We start from the raw sequence: 25,399 nt of genomic DNA on the forward strand, positions 1-25,399 counted from the left end.
GGGTACCTTCCTGGTGGTGGATCTCATGAAAAAAACGTCCTGTAGAGCGCGACCGTTAGACCGGCAACTACGTAACCGGCGATGAGCAGGTACGGTAAAAAAGCCAGCCAGCCAAACATCATCGGAAACCCGGCGAAGCTCCCCAAAAACACATGGCCCAATCCATAAATCACCCAAGGGGCGGCGTAAAAAGGGATGAACGTCAGCGGCGCGCGCCACACACTTTTCAAAATTTGCTGTTCGGTTTTTCCGCTCATTACTCGCGTTGCCCACAGGGCAAAGGCGATGTAGGCCGGGATTCCGAATGAGAGGACGTAGATCAACAGCATTTGTTGCAAGTCCAGAACCACCGCGTGTCCGGTGCCCTGCTCGGCCAGTGTCAAAGCCAACATCACCAAGAGCAGAGACCAGAGCGCTGCTTTGAAAATAATTGGATTGGGAACGGTAGGGACTGTCCCCTTTTCGCATTTTGGATTGCGCTCGATACCCGACCTGATCATTGCGTGGCCCTCCCAGGCTGGATCGGCTGGGTACGGCTAGCCGCGTTTCGCAATGCCCAGCGCAACTCGATGACTTGAGTGGCGAGAATTGCCAGCAACGTGACGCAGCCTTGGGCCACACCGTAAAACAAGGCTCTTAACGGATTCTCTGGCAGCATCCAGAGCAAGATGAACCCCACCATCAGAGCCAGGATCACAAGCTTGGCGATGAGGCTCGGAATCAGCGCGGCGACCAGATTCACACCCAGGAAGATGTAGAGCAGCGCGTAACTGGCCATGCCGATCGCAACACCGTGCGATGTGAAACCGCCATTCAGATTCTTGTAAGCATGCACAACCGCGTCATTCAAAAACGCGTAGGCCACACATCCGAGGGCGTGGACAAACAGACACATCGCGAGACGGGCGTAGTTACTCATGCGGGTCTCGTGTTCAGTCTTCAACGTGGACATAGGGAGTGTTACTGATGAACATATTCAGCCAGTGCGACTCCCAAGCGGGCATGGCTATTTCAAAAGTTTTTTTATCATGATCAAAATATAGCCATACCACTCCAACGGTGGTATCGGTCTCGGTAGTTCTCATATCGAGCAGCTGAGTTGAATATAAAGGCGTACGATAAACCTCTTGAGGATTCTCTCTATCTATTACTCTTAAGTAAGCCATTCCACCAAGCGTGAGAATTTTACCAACGGGTACATTTTCTAGAATATAACGACCGGAAGGACTGACCACTGTGACATCGGCAGGATAATTCCGCATTGTGGTAACAACAAAAAACAATAAAATAGCCATGACAACCAGCACAGCAACTGTGCGGCAGACGCCTTTGCGGTGCTTCAAAAAAAATAAACCACCGTACCAAGCCATTACTTGCCACTCCCGTTTAACGGTTGAACTGAGTATGCTGTGTTACTGATAAGGTGGTTCAATCTATACTCTTCCCAATGCTGAGCATAAAAGATGAATTTTTTCTGATCGGTAATAAAATCAACATTAGGTATCCCTATCTTCCCCTTGCTTTCACTGACGCGTATTTCCAACAGCCTCGTCGGATACAACGGACTCCGGTAAATATACTTAGGCGCGTCTTGATCCGTAACTCGAAGATAGGAAAGACTTTCCCCAAAAAAGGAAAAATCAAAAGGTACTCGCTCCACGATGTATTGCCTGGAAGGACTCAACTCAACCACATCTGGACGGCGCTGAGACAGATTATCGACAATAGAATAGAGCGCCAGCAGTCCAACCATCAGGCACGTCAACAAGAATATAAATGCAATTTTCAAACGCATTTATTCTACGACCTTGATCAGAGTGGGCGTTACGCTCTCATACATCATGTCTGAGAACACTGTAAAATCACCGCCTTTTCCAAATTTTTTTCGATACTCGGCAAAATCACTATTTTGAATAAAGTGATAACGTTTGCCGTCAATATCTTTAAATATGGCCTGCACATCTTCGCCGCGCATTGCAGCGGTTCTGGCCATTTCGGCTTTACCGATCGCTGATAGAAAGTTGGAGCCATTACCCGTCACAGGATCTGCTATACCATCATAGTTCCAGTAACCAAGAGGCTGACTAAACCGAGTACCTTCATCACTAAAATCATAACTGTCCTCTATATAGAACCCTATGCGATTCACCAGGAAACTGATTTTTTTGGCAGCGACAATAACTTCGCCCTCAGCAATCACCCTGACATTGAAATTCGCCAGCGCTCCCCTTAGTTCATCAAGCAGAAAAACATTGCTGTTAGGTGTCTGGACTGGAAGCGTATTGGAATAACCAAATTTTTCGGCAGCCCTGGCGCTTCCCGAGAATGTTAACTGGTAGGCCCCGTCTCCCCTGCCCTTGAAATCGCGGAGAATCAACTCTCGAATACGCGGCTGCGCCTTTGGGCTATTCCAAAGCGCTCTCAATTGTTTAATTACTTCGTTTGCTCGCGTAAATTTTATCAGCCAGCTCATTTTGACAATGGAGTCCTCTACATAAGGACCCACTGATTCTTTCTTATGCAGTTTGGTCAGTGCATCCATACCACCATCTTCCGTCGGCCATGGATCTCCTTTAAACCAGAAGTTCATCAGCTTGGCTGCGGTTAGCCAGTTGATTTTTTCCATCGCTCCAGGGATATCCGAGACTCCAAATTCGCGCACAGTCGCCTTCTGCCCGGTCCGATTATTCGCCGGGGTCAACGTTGCGGTCACTGTTGTATTCGCCATCTCAACATCCCTGTCGTTTCTGATTGCCTACCCTGCTACTGACAGGGTGCGAGCTACCGTACATTTTTATGCAATCGCCACTTTTGTTTGCTGCTCAATGATCAGCTCAACTGGCTCGGCAATGTCTGAATGGATCGTCTTAGTCTTGCCATCGGCTCCAGTAACGCCTGTCACCATTTTTCCAGAGGCCGTCTGCAGCGTGTACTCAATACCGGCCAACGGTTTTCCGGTGTCCTGACAATTGATCACAAAGTGCTCGTTGAATGGCCAACTGAGCTCCACCGGCAACGGCGCCACAAACGGCACCGGAGAATGAGAATTCCCGATAATCACTGTCCCGGACCCGGCCGTAACCTTGTTGCCATGAGTCCCAACGGAATCCACCGTCGCCGCCGGTTTGCCGTTAATCAAAACCGTCGTCGCCAACCCGCCCGACATCGCACCACCACACGCCGAGGCATCGCCTTGGCGGGCGGCCGCGAGGCCGTCGAAGAAGACGTCGCCGGAACCGGCGGCGATCGGGTTGGTGCCGTGGCCGGGGAGCGGGCAAGCGGTGGGGTCGGTGACGCGGGCTGCGGGTTTGCCGGACATGCGAATCTCCTTAGGTGACCTTGACTTGACCGCTGCCATCCAGGCGCGCGGCGAAACTGACCTGACGTTTGAAACCATCAACTTCCAGCAAGCCTTCGATGCTGAAGGACAGGCGAAGCTGATCGTGTTCACGCGGCAAGGAAATGACACGCACGTTGCTCAGGCGCGGTTCGTAGGCTTCGATGAAGCTTTCGATGGCCAGGCGGGCCTGACTCAGGGAGTCGTGCAGGCTCAGGCGCATGTCATTGAGATCGGGTAGCCCGTAATCGGACAGCGTTTGCACGCTGCCCGCACGGGTGCTGAGCATCTTGGCCAGATGGGCAGCCACGGACGCCATGGCGGAAACCTCGCGGCTCCAGCCGACGCGTTTGTCCGCGTCGCCACCCAGGCGTTCGAAAAGGCTGCCGTATCCAGTCATGAGTTAGCTCCGCTTACTCTTTGTCCAGCTTGCCAACCAGCGACAGGGTGAAATCGGCACCCATGTACTTGAAGTGCGGGCGCACGTTCAGGCTGACGCGGTACCAGCCAGGCTCACCTTCGACATCGCTGACGATAATCTGGGCTGCACGCAGTGGACGACGACCACGGACTTCGGCGCTCGGGTTTTCCTGGTCGGCGACGTACTGGCGAATCCACTTGTTGAGTTCCAGCTCGAGGTCAGTACGCTCTTTCCACGAACCGAGTTGCTCGCGCTGCAGCACTTTCAAGTAGTGAGCCAGGCGGTTGACGATCATCATGTATGGGAGTTGGGTGCCGAGCTTGTAGTTCAGCTCTGCCGCTTTGCCTTCTGCGCTAATGCCGAAGAACTTCGCTTTCTGCACCGAGCTCGCGGAGAAGAACGCCGCATTGTCGGAGCCTTTGCGCATGGTCAGGGAGATGAAACCTTCCTCGGCCAGTTCGTATTCACGACGGTCGCTGACCAGTACCTCGGTCGGGATCTTGGTTTCGATTTCGCCCATGCTTTCGAAGTGGTGCAACGGCAGGTCTTCAACCGCGCCACCGCTCTGCGGGCCGATGATGTTCGGGCACCAGCGGAATTTGGCGAAGCTGTCGGTCAGCTTGGTGCCGAACGCGTAGGCGGTGTTGCCCCACAGGTAGTGCTCGTGGCTGTTGGCGACGGTCTCTTTGTAGACGAACGATTTGACCGGGTTTTCTTCCGGGTCGTACGGGTTGCGCAGCAGGAAACGCGGCACGGTCAGGCCAACGTAACGGGAGTCTTCCGACTCGCGGAAGCTCTGCCATTTGGCGAATTGCGGGCCTTCGAAGTGATCCTTCAGATCCTTCAGATCCGGCAGGCCGGTGAAGCTTTCCAGGCCGAAGAATTTCGGGCCGGCCGCCGCAATGAACGGCGCGTGGGACATGCAGGCAACGCTGGACACGTACTGCATCAGTTTCACGTCGGGCGAGCTTGGGGACATGAAGTAGTTGGCGATGATCGCGCCCACCGGCTGACCACCGAACTGACCGTATTCAGCGGTGTAGATGTGCTTGTACAGGCCAGCCTGCATCACTTCCGGCGAATCTTCGAAATCGTCCAGCAGGTCTTCTTTGGAGACGTTGAGGATTTCGATCTTGATGTTTTCGCGGAAGTTGGTGCGGTCGACCAGCAACTGCAGACCACGCCACGACGACTCCAGGGATTGGAAGTCCGGGTGGTGGAGGATTTCGTCCATCTGACGGCTGAGCTTGGCATCGATCTCGGCGATCATGCGGTCAACCATGGCTTTCTTGACCGGCTCACCGTTGTTCTGCGGCTTGAGCAGCTCTTCGATGAAGGCCGACACACCGCGCTTGGCGATGTCGTAGGCTTCGTCGTCCGGCGTCAGGCGGGTTTCGGCGATGATGCTGTCGAGAATGCTGTATTCGCCGTTCTCGTTACTCTTTTGCTGCGCTGCACTCTTGCTCATGTTGGCTTCCTTGGCTGATGGAGACTCAGGCGTCCTGGGCGGCGGCGTTCAGGCCCAGCTCACCCAGTACGCGACCGCGGGATTCGTCGTCGGCGAGAACGCCTTCGATGGCTTTGCGGAACGCAGGCGCGTTACCCAGCGGGCCTTTGAGCGCCACCAGCGCGTCGCGCAGTTCCATCAGTTTTTTCAGCTCCGGCACTTGCTCGACCAGCGAGGCCGGGTTGAAGTCCTTCATCGAGTTGACGCGCAGTTTCACGGCCAGTTCTTCAGTGTCGCTTTCTTCCTGAAGACGGTTCGGTACGCTCAGTGTCAGCTCCAGCTCTTGCTTGGCCAGCACCTCGTCGAAGGTCATCTTGTCGATGCTGATCGGCTTGCGATCTTCGACTTTGCGTTCGTCCTTGCGGTGGGTGTAGTCACCGATTGCCAGTAGTTTCAACGGCAGTTCGATCTCTTCCTGGGCACCACCGGTGGCAGGTTTGAAGGTGACGTTGATGCGTTCCTTGGGGGCTACCGAGCCTTCTTTGGCCATGGCTTTTCTCCTTGCGGTTGTGGCCCTGGGGCCTATTCGAGTACCACTTCGAGATCGAGGTGGCACAGCCTGCGATAAATCTCTTCCTTGCGTTCACGTACGGCATGGTTCTGCGGCAACAACTCGCAGCAGCTATGCAGTAAATGCAGCACTTCCAGCGCAAGATCGGGCTCCCAGGCGTTCAGGCCTGAGTCCTGTAATGTTTGGTCGAGGGTTTCGAGTTGGGTCTTGGCCAGTTCGTATTTCTTGGCCATGAAGCACAGCCGCGCGAGGGCGAACTGCCAGAAAAATCGGACGCGCCCGCCCTGGGCACTTTGCAGGCCCTGCTTGAGGATTTGCACGGCGGCCTTGAGGCCGTCCTTGCGCAGAATCGGCAGGACTTCTTCGAGTGCCAGCTCCCAGGCCGGCTGGGTATCGGCGACTTCGACCTTGCGTGGCGCGCTGGCGCTTTGCAGGTGCGGCATGACATTGGCGCTGATCCAGGCGCGAGTCGCCGGATCGGCGAATGGAGCGCCATCATGGAAACGCAACTCGACGATGCCGGGCAGGCGCTGAACCAAAAGCGCGAAGTGGATTTCCACTTCGCGCATCGCCATGTCAGCGTTCAATGCCTCTAGGCATTCCCAGACCATTCGCTGGCCGTCGAACCAGAAAGGCGCCTTCGCCAGGCTTGCCTCCAGTTCCACCAACAGGTCTGCATATTTGGCCTGGTCGTAACGGTCCTGATAGGCCTTGAGCTTGTCCGCCGGCAAGCCGCGCAGAACGGTGACTTGCTCGGCGTTACGCTCGGGGACGGCATCGATGGGCAACCACAGCAACGTGCGATTGAGGCGCAGGGCGCGCAGGTCGGTGGCTTTCTGCTTGAGCCACCAGGCACACAACGGGCGGGCGTTCTCCTGCTGGGCGCGAAGGGCTTTGTGGGCTTCTTTTTCGTTGTCTATTGGTGCGCCGGGGGTGAACAGCTGCGTGGCCGCTTGCTTGACCTGAGCCACGGCGGCACCGACCACACCGGGCTCCGGCTGATTGTCGGCGGCGCGTTGCACCATGTTTTTCAGGCGGCGGGAAATCGGCAACAGCAGCGGTGCATCATCGCCCAAGTGCTCGGTGCAGGCTGCGTCGAGGCCTTCAAGGTGTTCCACCAGACGGCGGAACATCGGCAACTGCTCTTTGATTGCGATGCTTTCAGTCAACACCTGCTCAAGACGCGGCACCAGCCAACTGATCGCAGCGGCGCGGGTGCGGGCCTTGTTCGGGTGGACTTCGGCCCAGTGGCTTTCGCACAGGTAGTGCAGCAAACCGAGGCCGGCGAGCAGGCCTTGAAAGGATTCGCGCTGGTACAGAGCCCAGGTCAGCCACGCGCCAACCCGCAAATCCTTGGATTGGGTGCGTAGCAGGTTTTCGCTGTTTTCACGGATTTTCAGCCAGTCGATCTGACCGCTTTCGTGCATGGACGAGGCTTTGGCCAGCTCGCTTTCCAGTGCTTCATATTCGCTCGAAAAGCGAACATCCTCGCCCGCGAAATTCTCTTTGGAAACAGAGGCTTTTGCGAGGTCGAGGTAATGAGCAGAAAGTTTGCTTGAGTAGGACATCCCTGGCCTTTAGTTTGGATTACGGTCAAACGTCCATTGGGTTGCCAACGGCGTGGGACAGAATCAAAGAGCTGCGAAGAGTCTCATCCAATTGAGATCGTGCTCTTTCAAAGTGGGCGCATCGTACTCACGATGGTGGCCACTAGCAAGCATCTGATTAAACAATAAGACGAAGCGCGTTTATTTACGCTAGGTGATCACCCTATATGTAGCAGGGGTATCCCCTGATAACCGCTTATCTCGCCAGTTTCAGCGTCGTCGGCCGGAAACCGCTGAGATAGAGCCTTGCCCATCGTCCACCGCACTATTCTCGTATTCACTGCCATGCGCTCCCTGAGGTGAACGTGAAGCATGCCAAAAATTCAATGCCATGCATGTAGGAGCCTTCCGAAATGTTATCAGTATCCAGAAATAAGGCGACGAGTGACAACTGCCGACGAGAAAAGTGCCATCACTATGATGGCGCCGCATATATATAAACGGAAGTTCCAGAATGGAACTTTGCGTATCTGCGAAATTTCATACTTGCCTTCAAGATGCGTCCTACATCAACACTTTAGATGCCTTGTTAACGAGCCCGGCATTTTGTCGACACGTCCGGACGCTCCCGTGCTGATGTTCGTTTTCGTTCAGAAACGCAACATTCGGTAGTGCCGGATATTTCGGACACTGCTTCGGGACCCTTCCTACATCGCTAGTTTTTGCCCGTTGCTAGCATTTGCGCCTCGCACTGCACATTGATCGGCCCACTCACTGCTTTCCTCCATGGAAGAAGAAAACCAATGGCTGAAAACTCCCCCCTGCCTGACTTCCACCGTTGCCTGCCCGTCGAGCTGCACGAACAAGCAGACGCCTTCATTCGCTACTTGCGCGAGCTGCCCGACAAATCGACGGTCGAATGCCCGCATTATGGACATCAACAATTCAGAACGGAGGCGCTGACGAACCCGCGCCTTCCCGCTTGCCGCTGTGGAGCGTGCGGAAAAGGCTTTAACTATCCGTCACAAAACCTCTTTCCGGGTTGTGGACATACACAATTGTGGTCCGACTTCGGTCAGTGCCTCTTGGCGGGCTGGTCTACGCCCGTTGCTGCCAATGCGCTGGGCATTTCCTACGGCACCACCTGGCGCTGGATCAAGCCCTGCCGTGCGGTAATGGCTGAAAAGTTTCCCGCCTTACATCAATGGTGGTCTGCGCGACAGGATCGAACCGACCTCACACCGCCGCCGCACATTGCAGTCCAAGCCCGGACGTTCCTGAGTGTCCTGGAGCATTTAATGACGACGCAACAGGCGGTTTGCTCGCAATGTGGCTCGCTCCATATGCAGCACGTCGAGGCGCCGCGCCCTGGCTTTTATTGCTACGGCTGCTCAAAAACGTTGAGCCCGTCGGATGCTACGGAGTTGTCACGCTCGGGACCTCCGGAACAATGGCTGTGTTTTGCTCAAGGGGTGATCAATGGCGAAAGCCTGGCGGATTTGCAACGCCGTACGGCGTTTCGCGAAACAGCCTGCAAGCGCTGGCACGTGCGGTTTATTCAAATGATGGATCAACAGGGGCACGCTGAGTTGATCCAGTGGATTGCCTGGCTGCGCAGTCGCCGGACTAAAGAGCTGCTGGTCAATGGGCGCGCGCGGATAGCGGCGGCGTATCCCAGCTAACATTCGGTTATGCCGGATGTTTCGCACACTTCTCCGAGACCCTTCCTACATCATTCCTCCCCTCGCGCTGCTAGCGTTTCCAGCGCTTGCAACTGGCTCAAGCCAAACATGGCTTGAGCCTCGGAACTTTTTCTCTCTTGGCTCAAGGACGGGCTAAAAAAAGCAAAAGGATAAGCGTATGTTCGCATCGGCGAATGAAGACCTCTTCACGCTCGTCATCCCGGCGGTTCGCAACGATTTTAAAGTGCTGGCGTTTGAAGGCACTGAAGCCATTAGCGCCTTGTACTCAATTCACGTTGATCTGGTCAGTGAGCACTCGGACTTCGATCTGGAGAGCTTGCTCAGCCAGCCTGCATTTCTGAAATTCGGCCTTAACGGCGAAGGTATTCATGGTCGCATCGAAAATGTGGTCGCGGGGGAATCTGGAAAACGTCTGACCCGCTATCACCTGACACTGGTGCCAGCCCTGTACTACTTGCAATTCAGTCACGATCATCGAATTTTCCAGAACCTGACAGTGCCGCAAATCATCAGTCAGGTTCTCAAGAGACATGGCATCCAGCCGGATGTTTTTAATTTCCATGTCAGCACCAGCGTCGAGCGCGAGTTCTGCACTCAATACGGGGAAAGTGACCTCGAGTTCGTCCAGCGCTTGTGCGCCGAAGACGGCATTGCATGGCATCACCAGCATTCGCCTGAAAGTCATTTGCTGGTGTTTACCGACGACCAGGTTTTTTTCCCGACGCTCGGCGCAACCCCCTATCGGCAAGACGCAGGCATGGTCTCCGAGCATCCGTTCGTCAGCCGGTTCGCCATGGGTTTCAGCACCCGTACCAGCACGGTCACACGTCGCGACTATGACCTGAAACGCCCGAGCCTGTTGCTGGAGAGTCGCTTCACCGCCGAGTTCACCCCGAGCTTGAAGACTACCGCTATCCGCTGCTGATGAAGTCTGAGAAACATGGCAAACAGCTCGTCCGCCAAGCACTGGAGCGACACCGCAGCGACTATCAGTTGGTCGAGGGAGCAAGCAATCAGCCGACGCTGCGTAGCGGTTACTTGTTCGACCTGACCGAACACCCGCGCACAACCTGCAACGGCCTGTGGTTGCTGGTGAGCCTTCATCACGAAGGGAAAGAACCGCAATCTCTGGAAGAAGCATTTGTCAGCGACGACCAACCCGCGGACGGTTTCACTCAAGGCTACCGCAACAGCTTCAGCGCCATTCCGTCTGACGTGCTCTTCCGCCCTCCTCTGCGCCCGCGAAAACCTGTGCTGGTCTGCCAGACCGCGCGTGTCACAGGCCCGCCCGGCGAGGAGGTTTTTTGCGACGAGTACGGCCGAGTTCGCGTCGAGCTGCCGTGGGATCGAGCAGAACTCAACAGTGAAAAAAGCAGCTGCTGGCTACGGGTTGCCTCCAGTTGGGCGGGTGAGGGATTTGGGGCAGTGACGATCCCGCGCGTCGGGATGGAAGTGGTCGTGACGTTTCAGGAGGGCGACCCGGATCAACCGTTGATCACCGGATGCGTGGTCAACAAGGTCACGTCCGTCGCTCATCAACTGTCCGAGAACAAAACCAGAACAGTGCTACGCAGCCAAAGCTCACCGCGCAGTGGCGGCTACAACGAATTGTCGATTGAAGACCGCGCCGGGCGGGAAAAAATCTACCTGCGTGCACAACGCGATATCGAGCAACTGATCCTCAACGACAGCCACAGCCTGATCAACAACGACCGCTTCGAGCAGGTGGACAACCACAGCACCAGCCTGATCAAGGGCAAGGAGTTGCACACCACGCAAGGCATGCGCAGCACGGTGATCGGCGGTGATGAGTTGATCACTATCAGCGGCAACAGCAGCACGACGTCCGCTGGTTCGCTGGTGATTCAGGCCGGTCAACAGGCGCATGTCACCGCCACCAACGTGGTGATCGATGCGGGCATGAGCCTGACGCTCCAGGCGGGCGGTCACCACATCGTCATCAATGCAGGCGGGATTTTCAGCAGCGTGCCCATCGTCGAGGGCGGTGCGCCACTGACGGGTGTTCAGCCGCTGCAGGCGCTCCAGGCTCCGGCTCGCACGGCCAATGCCGTCATCGCCAACCCGATGTCCATCGTTGCCAGCGCCCGACAGCAGGCGGCGGACTACTGCCCGCTTTGCGAGGCTTGTCTCGACGGCCAATGCAACATTGGAGAAGTCGCATGAATACGCTTGAACAATGGTTGTTCGATCATTCCCGGTCCGGACGGGAGCTCTATCTGATGCTCGACTCTGACGGTCAGCTCGAGGAGCGCAATGCGTTAACCAAGGAGCTGGGCGCCGATCAGTACCGCAATCTGTATGTGGGCACGGCGGCTAATTCAATGGCGCAAGCAAGCCCTGTTCTTTTTCGGATAGGTACTGTCAAACATCCGGTCATCCAGGCGCTGCTCTCCACGCCGGAGCGTCATTGGGGCTGGCTGGCCAGTGCCGCGCTCACGGACCTGGATGCATTGGTCACTCACTGGCGCGACCGGCTGGTGGTCGGTGAGCGCCCGAATCTGGCGCTGTATCGCTTCCACGATAATCGAGTACTCGGACGTGCCCTCAGCTATCTACAACCGGAGCAGTACGCCGATTATTTGGGGCCGATCGCCAGCGTTTGTTACTGGCACGCTGAGCAATGGACGATCACTGACAACCCTAACCCCGGCGAACACCCGCTGCCGCTCGAACCGGCGTGGCTGAAAACCCCGACGCCGGAAATTGTCTACGCGAACGTGCTATTCGATAACACCCGCCGCTACCTGGTCCGTGAGCACACAGAAGCGCTGGCTGCCCTCGCCGCAGAACGCGATGTGGATGGCTGGTTGTGGGGCTTGATTGAATTGATCTGTTTGTGGGGCTGGCAGCAGCCGGAGCAGGTGCATTTTTTGCTGACGCAGTGCTTGAAGGCGCCGGGGTACTTGCCGCCCAAATCCTGGGAACCAAAGCCCGATGAGGATTCAGCGGCTCATTTTGAGCGGGTGTATCAGCAAGTGTTGTATTGGCAGGGAGATGCGCCGGTATGAGGGATTTACTTCAAAGACTGATCCTCGGCAGTTGCCTTTCCTTGACCGTGGGTTGTTCCGCGCTCGGCAAGTCTGAGAGCTTCACCTTCATTCCGGACTTCCCGCCTGATTTCACCTACGAACTTAAGGCCGTTTACCTTCCCGCCAAAGGGCAGACATGCACGCTCGCGGGAGGGAGAAACGCCCAACTCGGTTTCAATAAAATTGGGATGAAATACGAAACGACTTCTGAGATAGAACTGTACAGGACAGTTGAAAACTGCCCGGTGGCGTTGAACCTCTTAGAGGTCAAAATCATTGGAGTCATCGGCAAAGATAGCAAGCGCAGCTACACCACCTACGAATTCATCTCAATCGCGGTGCGCGATGAGTTGATCAAGAAATACAAGGGTGACTTTAACTCTGAAGGCGAAGGCAGTTTCTCCGGACAGTGTCAATGGTTGTTCCGCACAGTAGGCCCCAATCGCTACATCACAAAAATCCTCGACTGCAGGAAAACCGATGCACAAGGCAATGTCGTAAGCGGTCGTCCTTTTACGGCTTACACGCTGGACCAGCTGCCGGGGAAAACTGTAAAGCTGAAGATCAAGTTAGCGGATGAAGAACTGCCAGGCTGGGGTGACACTTGGGTCAAAGTCCAGGGAGGCTGGAAGCGCTGTATGGGAAAAGGTATTGAAGACCAGCGTGGCTATTGCAATGGAAATTACAAAGATTTCAGCAACTTCAGAATGGTGGATGAACGGATCTGCACCATTTACCCAGGCTGCACGGAAAACAAGGATGAAACCCAATGACGCATCCAAACGCTTGGTATTCGCGAGAAGCTGTCCCGCCCATAAAACGTGTTATTCAAAGCCTGACTCTCTGCAGTTGCCTTTTCTTGACGTTGGGTTGTTCTGTCATCGGCAAGCGAGAAAGCTTTACCTTCGCCCCGGATTTTCCGCCTGACTTTAAGTACGAACTGACGGCCAACTATGTGCCCGCCAAAGGGCAAACGTGCACCGTACCGGGCGGGAAAGGTACTCAGCTCGGGTTCAACAAGGTCTACATGGAATACGAAACGACTTCTGAGATCCCGCTCTACCGAACCGTTAGCGGCTGTCCGCTGGCGTTAAACCGTGTGGAGGTCGAGGTCATGGGCATCTTTGGCCCTGGACGGGGAAACCGCAGTTACGACGATGCCACTATTGCCGTACGCTCAGAGTTGTCGGATCGGAACAAAGGCACGTTCAATGCTGCCGGCGAAAGTCAGTTCTCTGGCGAATGCCAATGGTTTTTCCGCACAGTCGGCCCCAAACGTTACCTCATAAAAATCCTTTACTGCAAAAAGACTGATGCGCAAGGGAACGTCGCGAAAAGTCGTCCCTTCACGGCTTACACGCTCGATCAGTTACCAGGAAAAACAGTGAAACTAAAAATCACGTTGGCCCATGAGGAGGAGCCTTATATGGGCGACACATGGGTGAAGGTGCCTGACGGCTGGAAGCGCTGTATGGGGAAGGGTTTCGAAGACCAACATGCGTTTTGCTACGGCAATCACAAGGATTTCAGCACCTTCCGAATGGTGGATGAGCGGATCTGCACCATTTACCCAGGCTGCACGGAAAACAAGGAGGAAACCCCATGAGCGTCGTAGCTTTGGCTGCAAGTGATATTCCATTTATGAAGGGCAATATCCATGCTTGCCCGTTGCGCGGACATTCGACAAGTTTTCAGCTAGTAGATGAGTTCGGTGATGGCAAGCCTTTCGCCGGTCTGACTTACGAAGTGACGGACTACGAAGATGCCGTTTACACCGGAAAACTGGATGCCACCGGTTCCGCCAAAGTGGAAAACCACTTCTGCGGCCCGGTGTTACTTAAACTAAGTGAGAAGTATCAAGGAGTTAATGATGATTACAGCGAATTAGTTCGCAGGAAGCATTACCCACTCCCCATCACCGAACTACAAGTACGCGCCGAAAAAACCCGCTTTTCTGACAAATCAGGTATGCGCACTCTGGCAAATCCTGCAAAAGATCTCGCTGATCCCAATGCCTATTACCAGGTTGAAGTGAGCGAATTGGTAAAGCACTTAGCGCATCTGCCGCCCCTGGCCGCGCGTAGCAACCCACCCAATATGGCGGTGCACACGCTGTTCCGTCAGCCTGCCAAAACCAGAACGTTTATAACACCGAATGCCAGCGCCCCGGAGGTTGGCCTGAGCGCGGCCAAGCCAAAGGGCGTCGCCCTTCTACCGAACAAACATCATGTGTTGGAAGTACGCCCGATGAGGGCGCTGCGGCCGATGTTGTCGACCAGCAACGAGTTTTGCGCACTCAACCTCTACCAACTGGCACTGATGTCGACGTTGAGTTACACCGATTTTGGTCAAGAGCCGAACACCCAGCCCGTAACCACCGACAGCGTGTCATTTCCATTACGGCCCAGCAGCGGCAACTGGTTCGGTCACGCCTTGCCGCAATTTGAAGAGCTATGGCAAGTCGATGACTCACAGACTGCGAAGTTCTACCCATTGTATGAAGAGGTGCCTTACTCCAAACGTCTGGAAGTAGTGCCGTTCGATCCGCAGTTGTATCCAGAGGTCAACGACCCAGAGTTGGGTGAGGAGCAGGAACACCCGGCGAAGCTGCACTTTCTTGATGACCGCAAACTAGCGGAAAGCTCGGACACTCAGGCCTTTATCAGCCATCACGACGAGTTAATATTGATCAGTGTCAGGGGAACCAGTGAGACGGGACCCGACGCCTGGCTTGATGCGGATGCCCACCAAGTACCCTTCGAGGAAGGGGATGGCAAGGTGCACAACGGTTTTTATCGGGCCGCGAAAGTGGCCTACTAATTTGCTGTGAAGTATTTGGAAAAATTCTACAGCGGACAAAAGCTGGTGATTTGCGGGCACAGTCTTGGCGGTGCGGTGGCGCTGATACTAGCGGAGATGTTGCGACGCGATACCCAATACTCGCCAAACATCGTGCTTTACACCTACGGCGCCCCCCGTGCCGCCGACTCAACCTTTATCGAAGCTGCACAACCGCTGCACCACCACCGCGTCGTCTTCCACAACGACCCCGTACCGAGCGTTCCTTCCACCTGGATGAACACGCCGTCCAACCGCGTTCCGGTATATGCCACCCATGGAGCGGTACTTGCTCTCCACCCGGTGGGTGGTTTGGCTTTCTTCATCGGCGGGATCATCAACTTCACGGGTGACCCCTATGGGCATCACGGCAAGTTACGACACTTCATGCCGGTGGACTTCGGCGATGGACGTCAATCCTCCATTCTCTGGGAACCGGGTTGCAGCACGATCAACGACCATGGCTACGCCGAGGCGCTGCGACAGACCAATGGCTTGCCCAAGCGTGGTTCATTCGTGCGGCAGATAATAGACGGCGGCCATCACTCGATGGTTGGCAGCTACATTCCCGGCTGCTGGGCCACCCTGCGTCGCTGGCAGGAAGCGCAGGAAAAAAGACGTTCGCGGGTGACGTTGACGGAATTCGAACGGGTCAACGCCAATCTGGAAAACGTCAGAGGGCAACTGAGAGCATTGAGCACGAAAATCGAAAGGCAGTCTCGCGCTTATACGAATCCGCAGCGAGATGCCCAAGACATCAGGGATCTTGAAAAAGAAGTCGAAAATCTCCGGATGACCCAGACTCGCCTGGAGGCGCCGCACAAGCACACAGTCACCGTGGCCGATGTTTATGGCAGCCATGCCGACCAGCCCGAGTGGGTGCAAGAAAGCCTGCTACGTTGGAGAGCCCATCCGAAAAATATTGCCCACGATCCACTGGCGATGATTCCGTCACCCCCCGAAGACAATGACGCGGCTATTGCGGCAATGACGGGCGGGCATGCGGTGGGTGCGCCATTTCATTTGGATATTGATTCGATTGTGTAGCGCTTGCCCGAATCAACAAAAGTGCCAGTGTCGCCGCCACTTCAACACCGCTTGACAGATTTTGTTTAAAAGACTTGTAGGTTACTTCCTGAGAGCTACAACACCTTGCGTCGTTGCCTACGGCTACGCCAGAATCCGCCGGCTTGTACGCCTTGGGGCTGGTCGGTAACTTGATTCGTGTCACTGCTCATCAGTGATCGGGTTTAGTCGCCCGGCTAGTCATCTACGGTTGCACAAATGTCATCTAGTCAGGTGTTCGCCTGCACTTGATGGTGGTTGTGCGCATGGCGCCCTCGGGCGCGCCGGGTTTTGGTGGCTTTACCGGTCGACTAACTTGCGCACAGCCGCCTCCCTTTCGTTTAGTCGCGAGATGGTCACGGCCCTACTATAGGAAAGTTACCATGTTCAAGGTCACACCAAACCTGCCAGACGCCGATCCGATCTCCCCATACGAAAGCCCCGACTCAAACAAACTCAACGAAGCCGCCGAGCGCGCTCTCGATCAACCCTTCCCGCCAGCCGAATCGAAATCACCAAAACGCAACGGCCAACTCTTCTGCGTCTGCCCAGGCATCAACACCGAAACACTCCTCTCCAACGCTTCGGAAGATCTACTGTCCATCAGCGCCATCGCAGCCGACCTCGCCGACGATGTGGACGGCTCACGCCGCTCCAAAGCCCTGGCGCTCAGCCGCATGGCAGACGGGGTGCATTTGTTGGTAGAGCGGGCGTTGGATCATCTGGATGAACCGGAAATGGCGGCGATTTTCGCCAAGCAAGAAAACCAGGTCGGATAACTCATCAAGCAGTAAATAACCCTGATGGTGTGTTCCTCCCCATCGGGGTTTTTCTCGTTAGGGTGCCCAGCACACAGCTGCGAGCACAAAAACCAACACAGTTATCTTCCCTGTTTCCGAAACATATGTAGGACGCGTCCGATTGGGCCTCCTTGGTCTTGAACTGCCTCTCTGCCTCGTTACTTTGCACAGGCACACTCAATGTTGAGTGGGTGCGGCACATCGTTCATGGAAGCGCGCCAATAAACAGGGAGTTCAATCAGTCATGGCTAGTCGACACATTAAAAAATGGACCGTGGCATTTGGGTGCTATTGGGTCGCCATGCTTACACTCGTAGCTAGCGCCTCAGTTCGGGCTGAACCAGATATTGGACCCTTTTCACTAACTGGATTTGCGTTGTTCCTCACAACTGTTGGGCCGTTTTATTCGACGTCGAAAGACATCGAGGATGGCTTCTCCAAACATTTCATCCAGGCGGTGAAGGACGATGCCGCCGCTTATATCGCTACCGACGGCGATCTTGATGGACCCGTGCTTGAATCTGCATGGCGCGCGCACTTGGAGCAGCACGCTGATTTTCGGCCAAGCAAGAAAGAGTTTGCCCACATGATTTTAGCGACCTATGGATGAACAACCAAACACGCGGCTTTTTGTGGGAGCGAGCCGGCTCCGGGCGGCGTTCCGACGATGGTGGTTAACGACAACGCTGGAAATCTGATACCCCGCGGTGTTCTCAGATTCATCGCGAGCAAGCTCGCTCCTACAGGGGTGGGCGTTTAATTAGGAATCCAGCTTTACCGTTTACTTGGATCACACTGGATGACCCGGAGATAGGGGCGATTTTCGCCAGGCAGGAAGCCTCCGCGAGCTGATCCGTCACCCACAAAAAATGGGCACCCAACCCGGTTGGCATGCCCATTCTTTATTCCGCTCCCCGTCTACGCGGGATGGGAATACTGATTACGGATTAACGCTGTCTTTCAACGATTTGCCCGGCTTGAACGCGACGGTATTGCTGGCCTTGATTTTGACGGGCTCACCGGTTTGCGGGTTTTTGCCGGTGCGGGCGCCGCGGTGGCGTTGCAGGAAGGTGCCGAAGCCGACCAGCGTCACGCTGTCCTTGCGGTGCAGGGCGCCGGTGATTTCTTCGAGGACGGCGTTGAGAACGCGGTTGGCCTGCTCTTTGGTGAGATCCGCTTTTTCCGCGATGGCGGCAGCGAGTTCTGGTTTACGCATATGTGAAGCCCCTTAGACGGTTTTTTGTTGTTATGTCCGTGCTGTTCTCGTGGAACAGCGCCCAAAGCGCCGCAGGTGCTCTACTCTGCGGCAGACGGGAGTGAGAATGGCACGCACGGAAGAGCCGCGCCAGTCTCGGCGCGACGTTTACAGGGGCAAAAGCGGGGTGATTCCGACAGAACGACTGCTATTTACGCCAGCAGCGGCGGAAGCTCTTTGTTCAGTGCAAGTTTTTCCATCACGGCTGCGCCTGTCAGGGCATAACCGAGGAGTTTTCCGCTGGCATCGCGGCATAAAACCTTAAGGTCAGCGCCCTGCCCTTCGACCGTCCACACGCCCTCCAAACCCCGTGGCGGCGGCGAAACCACCAACGGGCAAACCGGCGTTTTGACGGTGATGGGCATCGCGCCATAGCTCACCGCTGTCGGGTTTCCGGCGAGGGTTTGTGCCAGCGCTCTCGCACAGCTCATCAGGGGCATGACGTACAGCAGATTCAGCCCGTCAACTTCGGCGCAGTCGCCCAAGGCGTAGATATTGGCGTGGGAGGTTTTCAGGTGACGGTCGACCATCACGCCGCGATTGACCTGAACGCCGGCCGCGGCCGCCAAGTCGATGCGCGGGCGCAGGCCAATGGCTGAAACCACGACATCGCACGCGATGACCTGGCCATCGGAAAGGTGCGCTTCCAATCCGTCTTCGAAGCGCTGCAATCGGTTAAGGACTGGCCCCAGGTGAAACCGCGCACCCAGGCTTTCCAGCCCGGCCTGAACCGCAGCGGCCGCCGCCGGGTGCAGCAGCGTTGGCATGACCTGCTCGCACGGTGCAACCAGTTGCACCTCGTAACCGCCGAGAATCAGGTCGTTGGCGAACTCGCAGCCGATCAGGCCGACGCCGAGCATTAACACCCGACGCTTGCCCGCCGCAAAAGCACGAAAGCGTGCGTAGTCTTCAAGGTCGTTGATCGGGAACACCGCGTCCGCCGCATCACCTTCAATGGGCACACGCACGGTTTCGGCGCCCCACGCCAGGATCAGGTCCCGGTAAATTACCGACTCTTCGCCAATCCACAGACGATTGTGGCCCGGGTCGATGCCGCTGATGCGCGTGTGGGTGCGCACTTCGGCCTTCAGTTGTTCGGCCATGGCGCCGGGTTCGGCCATGCTCAGCCCGTCCGCGTCTTTGTTTTTGCCGAAGCCGGTGGAGAGCATCGGCTTGGAGTAGGAGCGCCCGTCATCGGCGGTAATCAGTAGCAGCGGGGTTTCGCCATCGAGCTTGCGAAACTCTCGGGCCAGGTTGTAGCCCGCAAGGCCAGTGCCGACGATCACGACAGGTGCGTTCATTCCCTACTCCTCTAAATGTCTTAGTTGATTTCGATCATTTCGAAATCCATCTTGCCGACGCCGCAGTCCGGGCACAGCCAATCTTCGGGTACGTCCTGCCACAGGGTGCCCGCTGCAATGCCGTCATCCGGCCAGCCGTCGGCTTCGTTATAGATCAGGCCGCAGACCACACATTGCCACTTTTTCATTCAGGTACTTCCTCAGGATTCAGGCTCATTGCTTGCACGAACGGTCGATGATTGCAGCGCTGCCGTCCGGCTCAGGGCGTTTTGTACTGATCGGGCCCGGCAGATGCAAGCCTGTTCAGCGCAATGGCCGGTCGGGTCAATCAAAATCGCCGACCGACATGGTAAGCTCGCCGCCTCATTTGCTGCCAATAATGACTCACTGTGCCGCACTCAAAACCTCCATTCTGGCTAACCCAAAGCCAACTCGCGCCCCTCCCCGACGCTTCTACCCTCGACTGGTTGTTCGACGAAGGTTCGCTGACCCGACGGTTGAGCCGCCTGTCGAATGACGGCTTCAGCGTCACGCCGCTGTTCGAAGGCTGGCAACCGCTGCGCGCGGATGAGTGCGCAGCGCTGGACCTCGCTGAAGGCAGCGAAGGTTGGGTGCGCGAGGTGTATTTGCGCGGCCACGATGAAGCCTGGGTGTTTGCCCGCAGCGTGGCGGCGCGTAGCGCGTTGCAGGGCGACGGTTTGCACATGGACGAGTTGGGCAGCCGTTCGCTGGGCGAATTGCTGTTCTGTGATCAGGCATTTCAGCGGCGCGCCATCGAGGTTTGTCACTATCCTCAGGAATGGCTGCCGCTGGAGTGCCGAACACCGCAATTGTGGGGTCGTCGATCGCGTTTTGACCGTGGCGCCTTGAGCGTGCTGGTGGCCGAGATTTTCCTGCCGACCCTGTGGCTCGCCACCCGCGCCCATCCGGAGAATTGCTGATGTATCAAAGCCTGCTCAAATCCCTGAACCGCTTGAACCCACGGGCCTGGGATTTTGTTCAGCTGACGCGCATGGACAAGCCGATCGGCATTTACCTGCTGCTGTGGCCGACGCTGTGGGCGCTGTGGATCGCTGGCAAAGGTTCGCCGTCGCTGGCCAACGTGATGATTTTTGTCCTCGGCGTGGTGCTGACCCGCGCCGGGGGCTGCGTGATCAACGACTGGGCGGACCGCAAGGTCGATGGCCATGTGAAACGCACCGAGCAGCGTCCATTGGTGAGCGGCAAGATCAGTTCCAAAGAAGCCCTGGTGTTTTTTGCGCTGCTGATGGGCGTGAGTTTCCTGCTGGTGTTGTGCACCAACGCGACGACAGTCTGGCTGTCGTTCGGCGGCTTGGCGCTGGCCTTCACTTACCCTTTCATGAAGCGCTACACCTATTACCCGCAAGTGGTGCTGGGTGCGGCGTTTTCCTGGGGGATGCCGATGGCGTTCACCGCTGAAACCGGTGAATTGCCGGCGGCGGCGTGGTTGCTGTGGATCGCGAATCTGCTGTGGACGGTCGGCTACGACACGTATTACGCGATGACTGATCGCGACGACGACTTGAAAATCGGCGTGAAATCCACGGCGATTCTATTTGGCGAGGCGGACCGGGTGATCATTCTGACCCTGCAAGGGTTGGCATTGGGTTGCTTGTTGCTGGCCGGGTCGAAATTCGAGCTCGGTGGCTGGTACCACCTGGGGTTACTGGCGGCGGCGGGCTGTTTTGCGTGGGAGTTCTGGTATACCCGTGGCAAGGACCGGATGCGCTGCTTCAAGGCGTTTTTGCACAACCATTGGGCGGGTTTGGCGATTTTTGTGGGGATTGTGCTGGATTACGGGTTGAGGTGAGGCGGCTGCCGCCTCCCCCTGTAGGAGCGAGCTTGCTCGCGATGAACTTGAGAGCGACGCGTTTAACCAGACAGACGCGCGTCATCGTTCACGTTTTTCGCGAGCAAGCTCGCTCCTACAGAGGAAGGGTTACATCTTAGGTCCGCTGTTGGTGATGACGTGCCAGACGTCCTTCATTTTGTCGCCGGTCTTTTCTCCCGGTTTCGCGTCCTTCACGAAGTAGTAAAGCGGCTTGCCCTTAAAGGCCCATTGCTGCGTACCGTCGTCACGCTTGACGATGGTCCAGTCACCTTCGGCCTTGGCACCCGCCTCCGCTTCGAACGGCGGCCAGTTTTCCGCGCATTGGCCGGTGCACACCGACTTGCCGCCCGTGTCCTTGTCGAAGGTGTACAGGGTCATGCCCTTATGGTCCGCCATCACACCGTCTTTCATCATCACAGGCTCAGCCGCGAAGGCCATCGATGGCAATGCTAGGGCTGCGGTCAGCATCAGAGCCTTGAAGGAATGCGAGTATTGCTTCATGGAAACCTTCCTTTTGTGGTTGTCAGGATTCGGACTTAGAGCTTAGTTCAGGATCACGACAACCGCCGGGCGACTAAAATACTGTCACACGACTGCAATAATTCCGTTATCTAATGCGGCGCAAGACAGTTAAATGACAAGAGGATTAATGGCATGGTTGGCAGGAGCATTCTGATCGTCGACGACGAAGCGCCCATTCGCGAAATGATCGCCGTGGCGTTGGAAATGGCCGGCTATGACTGCCTGGAGGCTGAAAACTCGCAGCAGGCCCACGCCATCATCGTCGATCGCAAACCGGACCTGATTCTCCTCGACTGGATGCTGCCCGGCACCTCCGGCATCGAACTGGCCCGCCGCCTCAAGCGCGATGAGCTGACCGGTGACATCCCGATCATCATGCTCACCGCCAAGGGTGAAGAGGACAACAAGATCCAGGGCCTGGAAGTCGGTGCCGACGACTACATCACCAAACCCTTTTCCCCACGTGAACTGGTCGCACGCCTGAAGGCTGTGCTGCGCCGTGCCGGGCCCACCGATGGTGAGGCACCGATCGAAGTCGGCGGCCTGCTGCTGGACCCGATCAGCCACCGCGTGACCATCGACGGCAAACCCGCCGAAATGGGCCCGACCGAATACCGCCTGCTGCAATTTTTCATGACCCACCAGGAACGCGCCTACACCCGTGGCCAGTTGCTGGATCAGGTCTGGGGCGGAAATGTATATGTCGAAGAGCGCACCGTCGACGTGCACATCCGTCGTCTGCGTAAAGCCCTCGGCGATGCCTACGAAAATCTGGTACAAACCGTGCGTGGCACTGGTTATCGGTTTTCAACCAAAGCCTGATCCAGCCCTTTCCCGCCCGACAAGCTGACAAGGACGCGCGTTCAAGTGAACCAAAACTGGCATGGCACCCTGATTCGCCACATGCTGCTGCTGGTCACCACCTGCCTGGTGATCGGCCTGATTACCGGCTACTACGGCTGGAGCCTCGCGGCGGGCCTGGGCCTTTATCTGGCCTGGACGCTCAAGCAACTGCTGCGTCTGCATGAATGGCTGCGCCTGCAAAAACCCGAGGAAGCCCCACCCGATGGCTACGGCTTGTGGGGTGAAGTGTTCGACAGCATCTATCATCTGCAACGCCGCGACCAACGGGTGCGCGGCCGTCTGCAAGCGGTGATCGACCGGGTCCAGGAATCCACCGCCGCGCTGAAAGACGCGGTGATCATGCTCGACACCGACGGCAACCTCGAATGGTGGAACCGCGCGGCGGAAACCCTGCTCGGTCTCAAGACGCCGCAGGACAGCGGTCAGCCGGTGACCAACCTGGTTCGCCATCCGCGCTTCAAGGAATACTTCGAGCAGGACAGCTATGCCGAGCCGCTGGAAATCCCCTCGCCGACCAACGACCGAGTGCGTATTCAGCTGTACATCACCCGCTACGGCAACAACGAACACTTGATGCTGGTGCGCGACGTGACGCGCATCCATCAGCTGGAACAGATGCGCAAGGACTTCATCGCCAACGTATCCCATGAACTGCGCACGCCGCTGACCGTGATCTGTGGCTACCTGGAAACCCTGCTCGACAACGTCGAGGAAGTGAACCCCCGCTGGACCCGTGCCTTGCAGCAAATGCAGCAACAAGGCGGGCGCATGCAGACGTTACTCAACGACTTGCTGCTGCTGGCCAAACTGGAAGCCACCGATTACCCGTCGGACAACCAACCCGTGGCCATCGATGGCTTGCTGCAATCGATCAAGAGCGACGCCCAGCAATTGTCCGGGCAAAAAAATCAGCGCATCACACTGGAAGCCGATCCGACGATCCTGCTCAAGGGCAGCGAAGCCGAATTGCGCAGTGCATTCTCCAATCTGGTGTTCAACGCGGTTAAATACACCCCGGCCGAAGGCAATATCCGCATTCGCTGGTGGGCCGATGAGCAAGGCGCGCACCTGAGCGTGCAGGACTCCGGCATTGGCATCGACAGCAAACACCTGCCGCGTTTGACGGAGCGTTTCTACCGTGTCGACTCCAGCCGCAACTCCAACACCGGCGGAACAGGGCTTGGGCTGGCAATCGTCAAACACGTGCTGTTGCGCCACCGCGCACGGATGGAAATCAGCAGCGTGCCAGGCCACGGCAGTACGTTTATCTGCCATTTTGCACCAGCCCAGGTCACCAAATCCCGGATCATCAGCACCGCCGACTGATACCGGCCAGCACTCGCCACTAGTCATTCGCCCGGTCAGCCGCTACATTGGCTGACTTGTGCCTGCCCTTCAGGCACCGCATTAATCCCCTTTTCGAATACACGGAACCCGCAAAACTCCATCATGGACCCTTCCCCTGGCTTGACCCTCGCGACACTTTTCGCCGATTTCGGCATGATTCTTTTTGCTCTGATCCTGGTTTTGCTCAACGGTTTTTTCGTTGCGGCGGAATTTGCCATGGTCAAACTGCGCTCGACCCGGGTCGAGGCAATCGCTGAGAAAAACGGCTGGCGCGGACACATTCTGCGCACCGTGCACAGTCAGCTCGATGCCTACCTGTCGGCGTGCCAATTGGGTATCACCCTCGCCTCCCTGGGCCTCGGCTGGGTCGGCGAACCGGCGTTTGCGCACATTCTCGAGCCGCTGCTGGAAGCCGTCGGTGTGCAATCGCCCGAGGTCATCAGAGGCGTGTCGTTCTTCGCCGCGTTTTTCGTTATTTCGTACCTGCACATCGTGGTCGGCGAACTGGCGCCGAAATCCTGGGCCATTCGCAAGCCCGAGCTGCTGTCGCTGTGGACCGCCGTGCCGCTGTACCTGTTTTACTGGGCGATGTACCCGGCGATTTACCTGCTTAACGCCAGCGCTAACACCATCCTGCGGATTGCCGGCCAGGGTGAACCCGGCCCCCATCACGAGCACCATTACAGCCGCGACGAGCTCAAGCTGATCCTCCACTCCAGTCGCGCCAGCGACCCCAGCGACCAAGATATGCGCGTGCTGGCCTCGGCCGTGGAAATGGGCGAGCTGGAAGTGGTCGACTGGGCCAACTCGCGCGAAGACCTGGTCTACCTCAACAGCACGGCCAAGCTGGAAGAAGTGTTCAGCCTGTTCCGCCGTCACAAGTACAGCCGCTTCCCGGTGTACGACGAGGAAACTGCCAGCTTTATCGGCCTGCTACACATCAAGGACCTGCTGCTGCATATGTCGGTGCTGGAGATGCTGCCGTCCAAGTTCAATCTGACCGAGCTACTGCACCCGCTGGAGCGGGTGACCAGGCACATGCAGCTGTCCAGTCTGCTGGAACAGTTTCGCCAGGGCGGCGCGCACTTCGCATTGGTCGAAGAGGCCGACGGCAAGGTGATCGGCTTCCTGACCATGGAAGACGTGCTGGAAGCCCTGGTTGGCGATATCCAGGACGAACACCACAAGGCCGAGCGCGGGATTCTCGCGTACCAACCGGGCAAGCTGCTGGTGCGAGGTGATACGCCTCTGTTCAAAGTCGAACGCCTGCTGGGCATTGACCTTGACCACGTCGAAGCCGAAACCCTCGCCGGATTGGTCTACGAAACCCTGAAACGGGTGCCGGAAGAGGAAGAAGTGCTGGAAGTCGAAGGCTTGCGGATCATCATCAAGAAGATGAAAGGGCCGAAGATTATTCTGGCCAAGGTGTTGATGCTGGACTGATTGCATCGCGGGCGATGAGCGAGCTCTTGTGGCGAG

Annotated in this window: 27 protein-coding genes and 1 pseudogene; 14 read left to right on the top strand and 14 right to left on the bottom strand. The window is 56.7% G+C overall.

The window, feature by feature from the left end; genetic code table 11:
* Positions 1–23: 23 nt before the first annotated feature.
* The 10 genes from ACYZT9_RS00355 to tssA form a co-directional block, all read right to left on the bottom strand.
* On the bottom strand, positions 24–500 hold the full coding sequence (locus ACYZT9_RS00355; protein ID WP_462008063.1) for a hypothetical protein: 477 nt from the start codon (positions 498–500) through the stop codon (positions 24–26).
* The gene (locus ACYZT9_RS00360; RefSeq protein ID WP_462008064.1) at positions 497–919 is read right to left on the bottom strand and encodes a hypothetical protein; all 423 of its coding nucleotides are present in this window, start codon (positions 917–919) and stop codon (positions 497–499) included. Before ACYZT9_RS00360 ends, ACYZT9_RS00355 begins: the two co-directional genes overlap by 4 nt.
* A gap of 13 nt (positions 920–932) precedes the next feature.
* Positions 933–1,370 (bottom strand): hypothetical protein, encoded by a 438-nt coding sequence (locus ACYZT9_RS00365; protein WP_462008065.1) that lies wholly within the window; start codon positions 1,368–1,370, stop codon positions 933–935.
* Entirely contained in the window at positions 1,370–1,795 is a 426-nt protein-coding gene (locus ACYZT9_RS00370; RefSeq protein WP_462008066.1) for a hypothetical protein, read from the bottom strand. Before ACYZT9_RS00370 ends, ACYZT9_RS00365 begins: the two co-directional genes overlap by 1 nt.
* Positions 1,796–2,728, bottom strand: coding sequence for a DUF6402 family protein (locus ACYZT9_RS00375; protein WP_462008067.1), 933 nt, complete (start codon positions 2,726–2,728; stop codon positions 1,796–1,798).
* A 66-nt stretch (positions 2,729–2,794) separates the two neighbouring features.
* The gene (locus tag ACYZT9_RS00380) at positions 2,795–3,319 is read right to left on the bottom strand and encodes a PAAR domain-containing protein (protein WP_462008068.1); all 525 of its coding nucleotides are present in this window, start codon (positions 3,317–3,319) and stop codon (positions 2,795–2,797) included.
* A gap of 10 nt (positions 3,320–3,329) precedes the next feature.
* Positions 3,330–3,737: a type VI secretion system baseplate subunit TssE gene (gene tssE, locus ACYZT9_RS00385; RefSeq protein ID WP_462008069.1), complete on the bottom strand. Its 408-nt coding sequence runs from the start codon at positions 3,735–3,737 to the stop codon at positions 3,330–3,332.
* Between the two features lie 13 nt (positions 3,738–3,750).
* On the bottom strand, positions 3,751–5,226 hold the full coding sequence (gene tssC, locus ACYZT9_RS00390) for a type VI secretion system contractile sheath large subunit (protein WP_462008070.1): 1,476 nt from the start codon (positions 5,224–5,226) through the stop codon (positions 3,751–3,753).
* Between the two features lie 25 nt (positions 5,227–5,251).
* Positions 5,252–5,755: a type VI secretion system contractile sheath small subunit gene (gene tssB, locus ACYZT9_RS00395; RefSeq protein WP_169372441.1), complete on the bottom strand. Its 504-nt coding sequence runs from the start codon at positions 5,753–5,755 to the stop codon at positions 5,252–5,254.
* Between the two features lie 32 nt (positions 5,756–5,787).
* Entirely contained in the window at positions 5,788–7,344 is a 1,557-nt protein-coding gene (gene tssA / locus ACYZT9_RS00400) for a type VI secretion system protein TssA (protein ID WP_462008071.1), read from the bottom strand.
* 782 nt (positions 7,345–8,126) lie between these two features.
* On the opposite strand from tssA, the gene ACYZT9_RS00405 reads away from it, so the two are divergent.
* From ACYZT9_RS00405 to ACYZT9_RS00445, 9 genes and pseudogenes are all read left to right on the top strand, one after another.
* Positions 8,127–9,005, top strand: coding sequence for a hypothetical protein (locus ACYZT9_RS00405; protein ID WP_462008072.1), 879 nt, complete (start codon positions 8,127–8,129; stop codon positions 9,003–9,005).
* 178 nt (positions 9,006–9,183) lie between these two features.
* Positions 9,184–11,210 (top strand): annotated as a pseudogene (locus tag ACYZT9_RS00410) (type VI secretion system Vgr family protein).
* Positions 11,207–12,055, top strand: a complete 849-nt coding sequence (locus ACYZT9_RS00415; RefSeq protein ID WP_462008073.1) for a DUF4123 domain-containing protein — start codon at positions 11,207–11,209, stop codon at positions 12,053–12,055. The pseudogene ACYZT9_RS00410 and the gene ACYZT9_RS00415 overlap by 4 nt, the downstream one beginning before the upstream one ends.
* On the top strand, positions 12,052–12,849 hold the full coding sequence (locus tag ACYZT9_RS00420) for a hypothetical protein (RefSeq protein WP_462008074.1): 798 nt from the start codon (positions 12,052–12,054) through the stop codon (positions 12,847–12,849). The genes ACYZT9_RS00415 and ACYZT9_RS00420 overlap by 4 nt, the downstream gene beginning before the upstream one ends.
* Positions 12,850–12,890: 41 nt before the next feature.
* Positions 12,891–13,682 carry a hypothetical protein gene (locus ACYZT9_RS00425; protein ID WP_462010291.1) on the top strand — a complete coding sequence of 264 codons (792 nt, stop codon included), beginning with the start codon at positions 12,891–12,893 and terminating at the stop codon, positions 13,680–13,682.
* Entirely contained in the window at positions 13,679–14,896 is a 1,218-nt protein-coding gene (locus ACYZT9_RS00430; protein WP_462008075.1) for an alpha/beta hydrolase family protein, read from the top strand. Before ACYZT9_RS00425 ends, ACYZT9_RS00430 begins: the two co-directional genes overlap by 4 nt.
* 15 nt (positions 14,897–14,911) lie before the next feature.
* Positions 14,912–15,961 carry a lipase family protein gene (locus tag ACYZT9_RS00435; RefSeq protein ID WP_462008076.1) on the top strand — a complete coding sequence of 350 codons (1,050 nt, stop codon included), beginning with the start codon at positions 14,912–14,914 and terminating at the stop codon, positions 15,959–15,961.
* Between the two features lie 401 nt (positions 15,962–16,362).
* A complete protein-coding gene (locus tag ACYZT9_RS00440; RefSeq protein ID WP_462008077.1) occupies positions 16,363–16,758 on the top strand; it encodes a DUF6124 family protein in 396 nt (131 codons plus the stop codon).
* 265 nt (positions 16,759–17,023) lie between these two features.
* Positions 17,024–17,389, top strand: coding sequence for a DUF2388 domain-containing protein (locus ACYZT9_RS00445; RefSeq protein ID WP_462008078.1), 366 nt, complete (start codon positions 17,024–17,026; stop codon positions 17,387–17,389).
* A 330-nt stretch (positions 17,390–17,719) separates the two neighbouring features.
* Here ACYZT9_RS00445 and ACYZT9_RS00450 read toward each other — a convergent pair whose 3' ends face one another.
* The 3 genes from ACYZT9_RS00450 to ACYZT9_RS00460 form a co-directional block, all read right to left on the bottom strand.
* On the bottom strand, positions 17,720–17,995 hold the full coding sequence (locus ACYZT9_RS00450) for an HU family DNA-binding protein (protein ID WP_003213368.1): 276 nt from the start codon (positions 17,993–17,995) through the stop codon (positions 17,720–17,722).
* A gap of 191 nt (positions 17,996–18,186) precedes the next feature.
* Positions 18,187–19,335, bottom strand: coding sequence for an NAD(P)/FAD-dependent oxidoreductase (locus ACYZT9_RS00455; RefSeq protein ID WP_462008079.1), 1,149 nt, complete (start codon positions 19,333–19,335; stop codon positions 18,187–18,189).
* A gap of 20 nt (positions 19,336–19,355) precedes the next feature.
* Positions 19,356–19,523, bottom strand: a complete 168-nt coding sequence (locus ACYZT9_RS00460; RefSeq protein WP_347802562.1) for a rubredoxin — start codon at positions 19,521–19,523, stop codon at positions 19,356–19,358.
* Positions 19,524–19,724: 201 nt separating this feature from the next.
* On the opposite strand from ACYZT9_RS00460, the gene ACYZT9_RS00465 reads away from it, so the two are divergent.
* Both ACYZT9_RS00465 and ubiA read left to right on the top strand, forming a co-directional pair.
* Positions 19,725–20,276, top strand: coding sequence for a chorismate--pyruvate lyase family protein (locus tag ACYZT9_RS00465; protein WP_462008080.1), 552 nt, complete (start codon positions 19,725–19,727; stop codon positions 20,274–20,276).
* Entirely contained in the window at positions 20,276–21,166 is an 891-nt protein-coding gene (ubiA, locus tag ACYZT9_RS00470; RefSeq protein WP_462008081.1) for a 4-hydroxybenzoate octaprenyltransferase, read from the top strand. The genes ACYZT9_RS00465 and ubiA overlap by 1 nt, the downstream gene beginning before the upstream one ends.
* A 129-nt stretch (positions 21,167–21,295) precedes the next feature.
* Here the strand turns inward: ubiA and ACYZT9_RS00475 are convergent, their stop codons facing one another.
* Positions 21,296–21,688: a COG4315 family predicted lipoprotein gene (locus ACYZT9_RS00475; RefSeq protein ID WP_462008082.1), complete on the bottom strand. Its 393-nt coding sequence runs from the start codon at positions 21,686–21,688 to the stop codon at positions 21,296–21,298.
* 153 nt (positions 21,689–21,841) lie between these two features.
* Between ACYZT9_RS00475 and phoB the strand changes: the two genes are divergently transcribed.
* The 3 genes from phoB (at position 21,842) to ACYZT9_RS00490 (ending at position 25,363) form a co-directional block, all read left to right on the top strand.
* A complete protein-coding gene (gene phoB, locus ACYZT9_RS00480) occupies positions 21,842–22,531 on the top strand; it encodes a phosphate regulon transcriptional regulator PhoB (RefSeq protein WP_007896474.1) in 690 nt (229 codons plus the stop codon).
* An 81-nt stretch (positions 22,532–22,612) separates the two neighbouring features.
* Positions 22,613–23,899, top strand: a complete 1,287-nt coding sequence (gene phoR / locus ACYZT9_RS00485) for a phosphate regulon sensor histidine kinase PhoR (protein WP_462010292.1) — start codon at positions 22,613–22,615, stop codon at positions 23,897–23,899.
* Positions 23,900–24,022: 123 nt separating this feature from the next.
* A complete protein-coding gene (locus tag ACYZT9_RS00490; protein ID WP_462008083.1) occupies positions 24,023–25,363 on the top strand; it encodes a hemolysin family protein in 1,341 nt (446 codons plus the stop codon).
* The last annotated feature ends 36 nt before the right edge of the window (positions 25,364–25,399 follow it).

It is taken from the genome of Pseudomonas sp. ZT5P21, assembly GCF_054897785.1.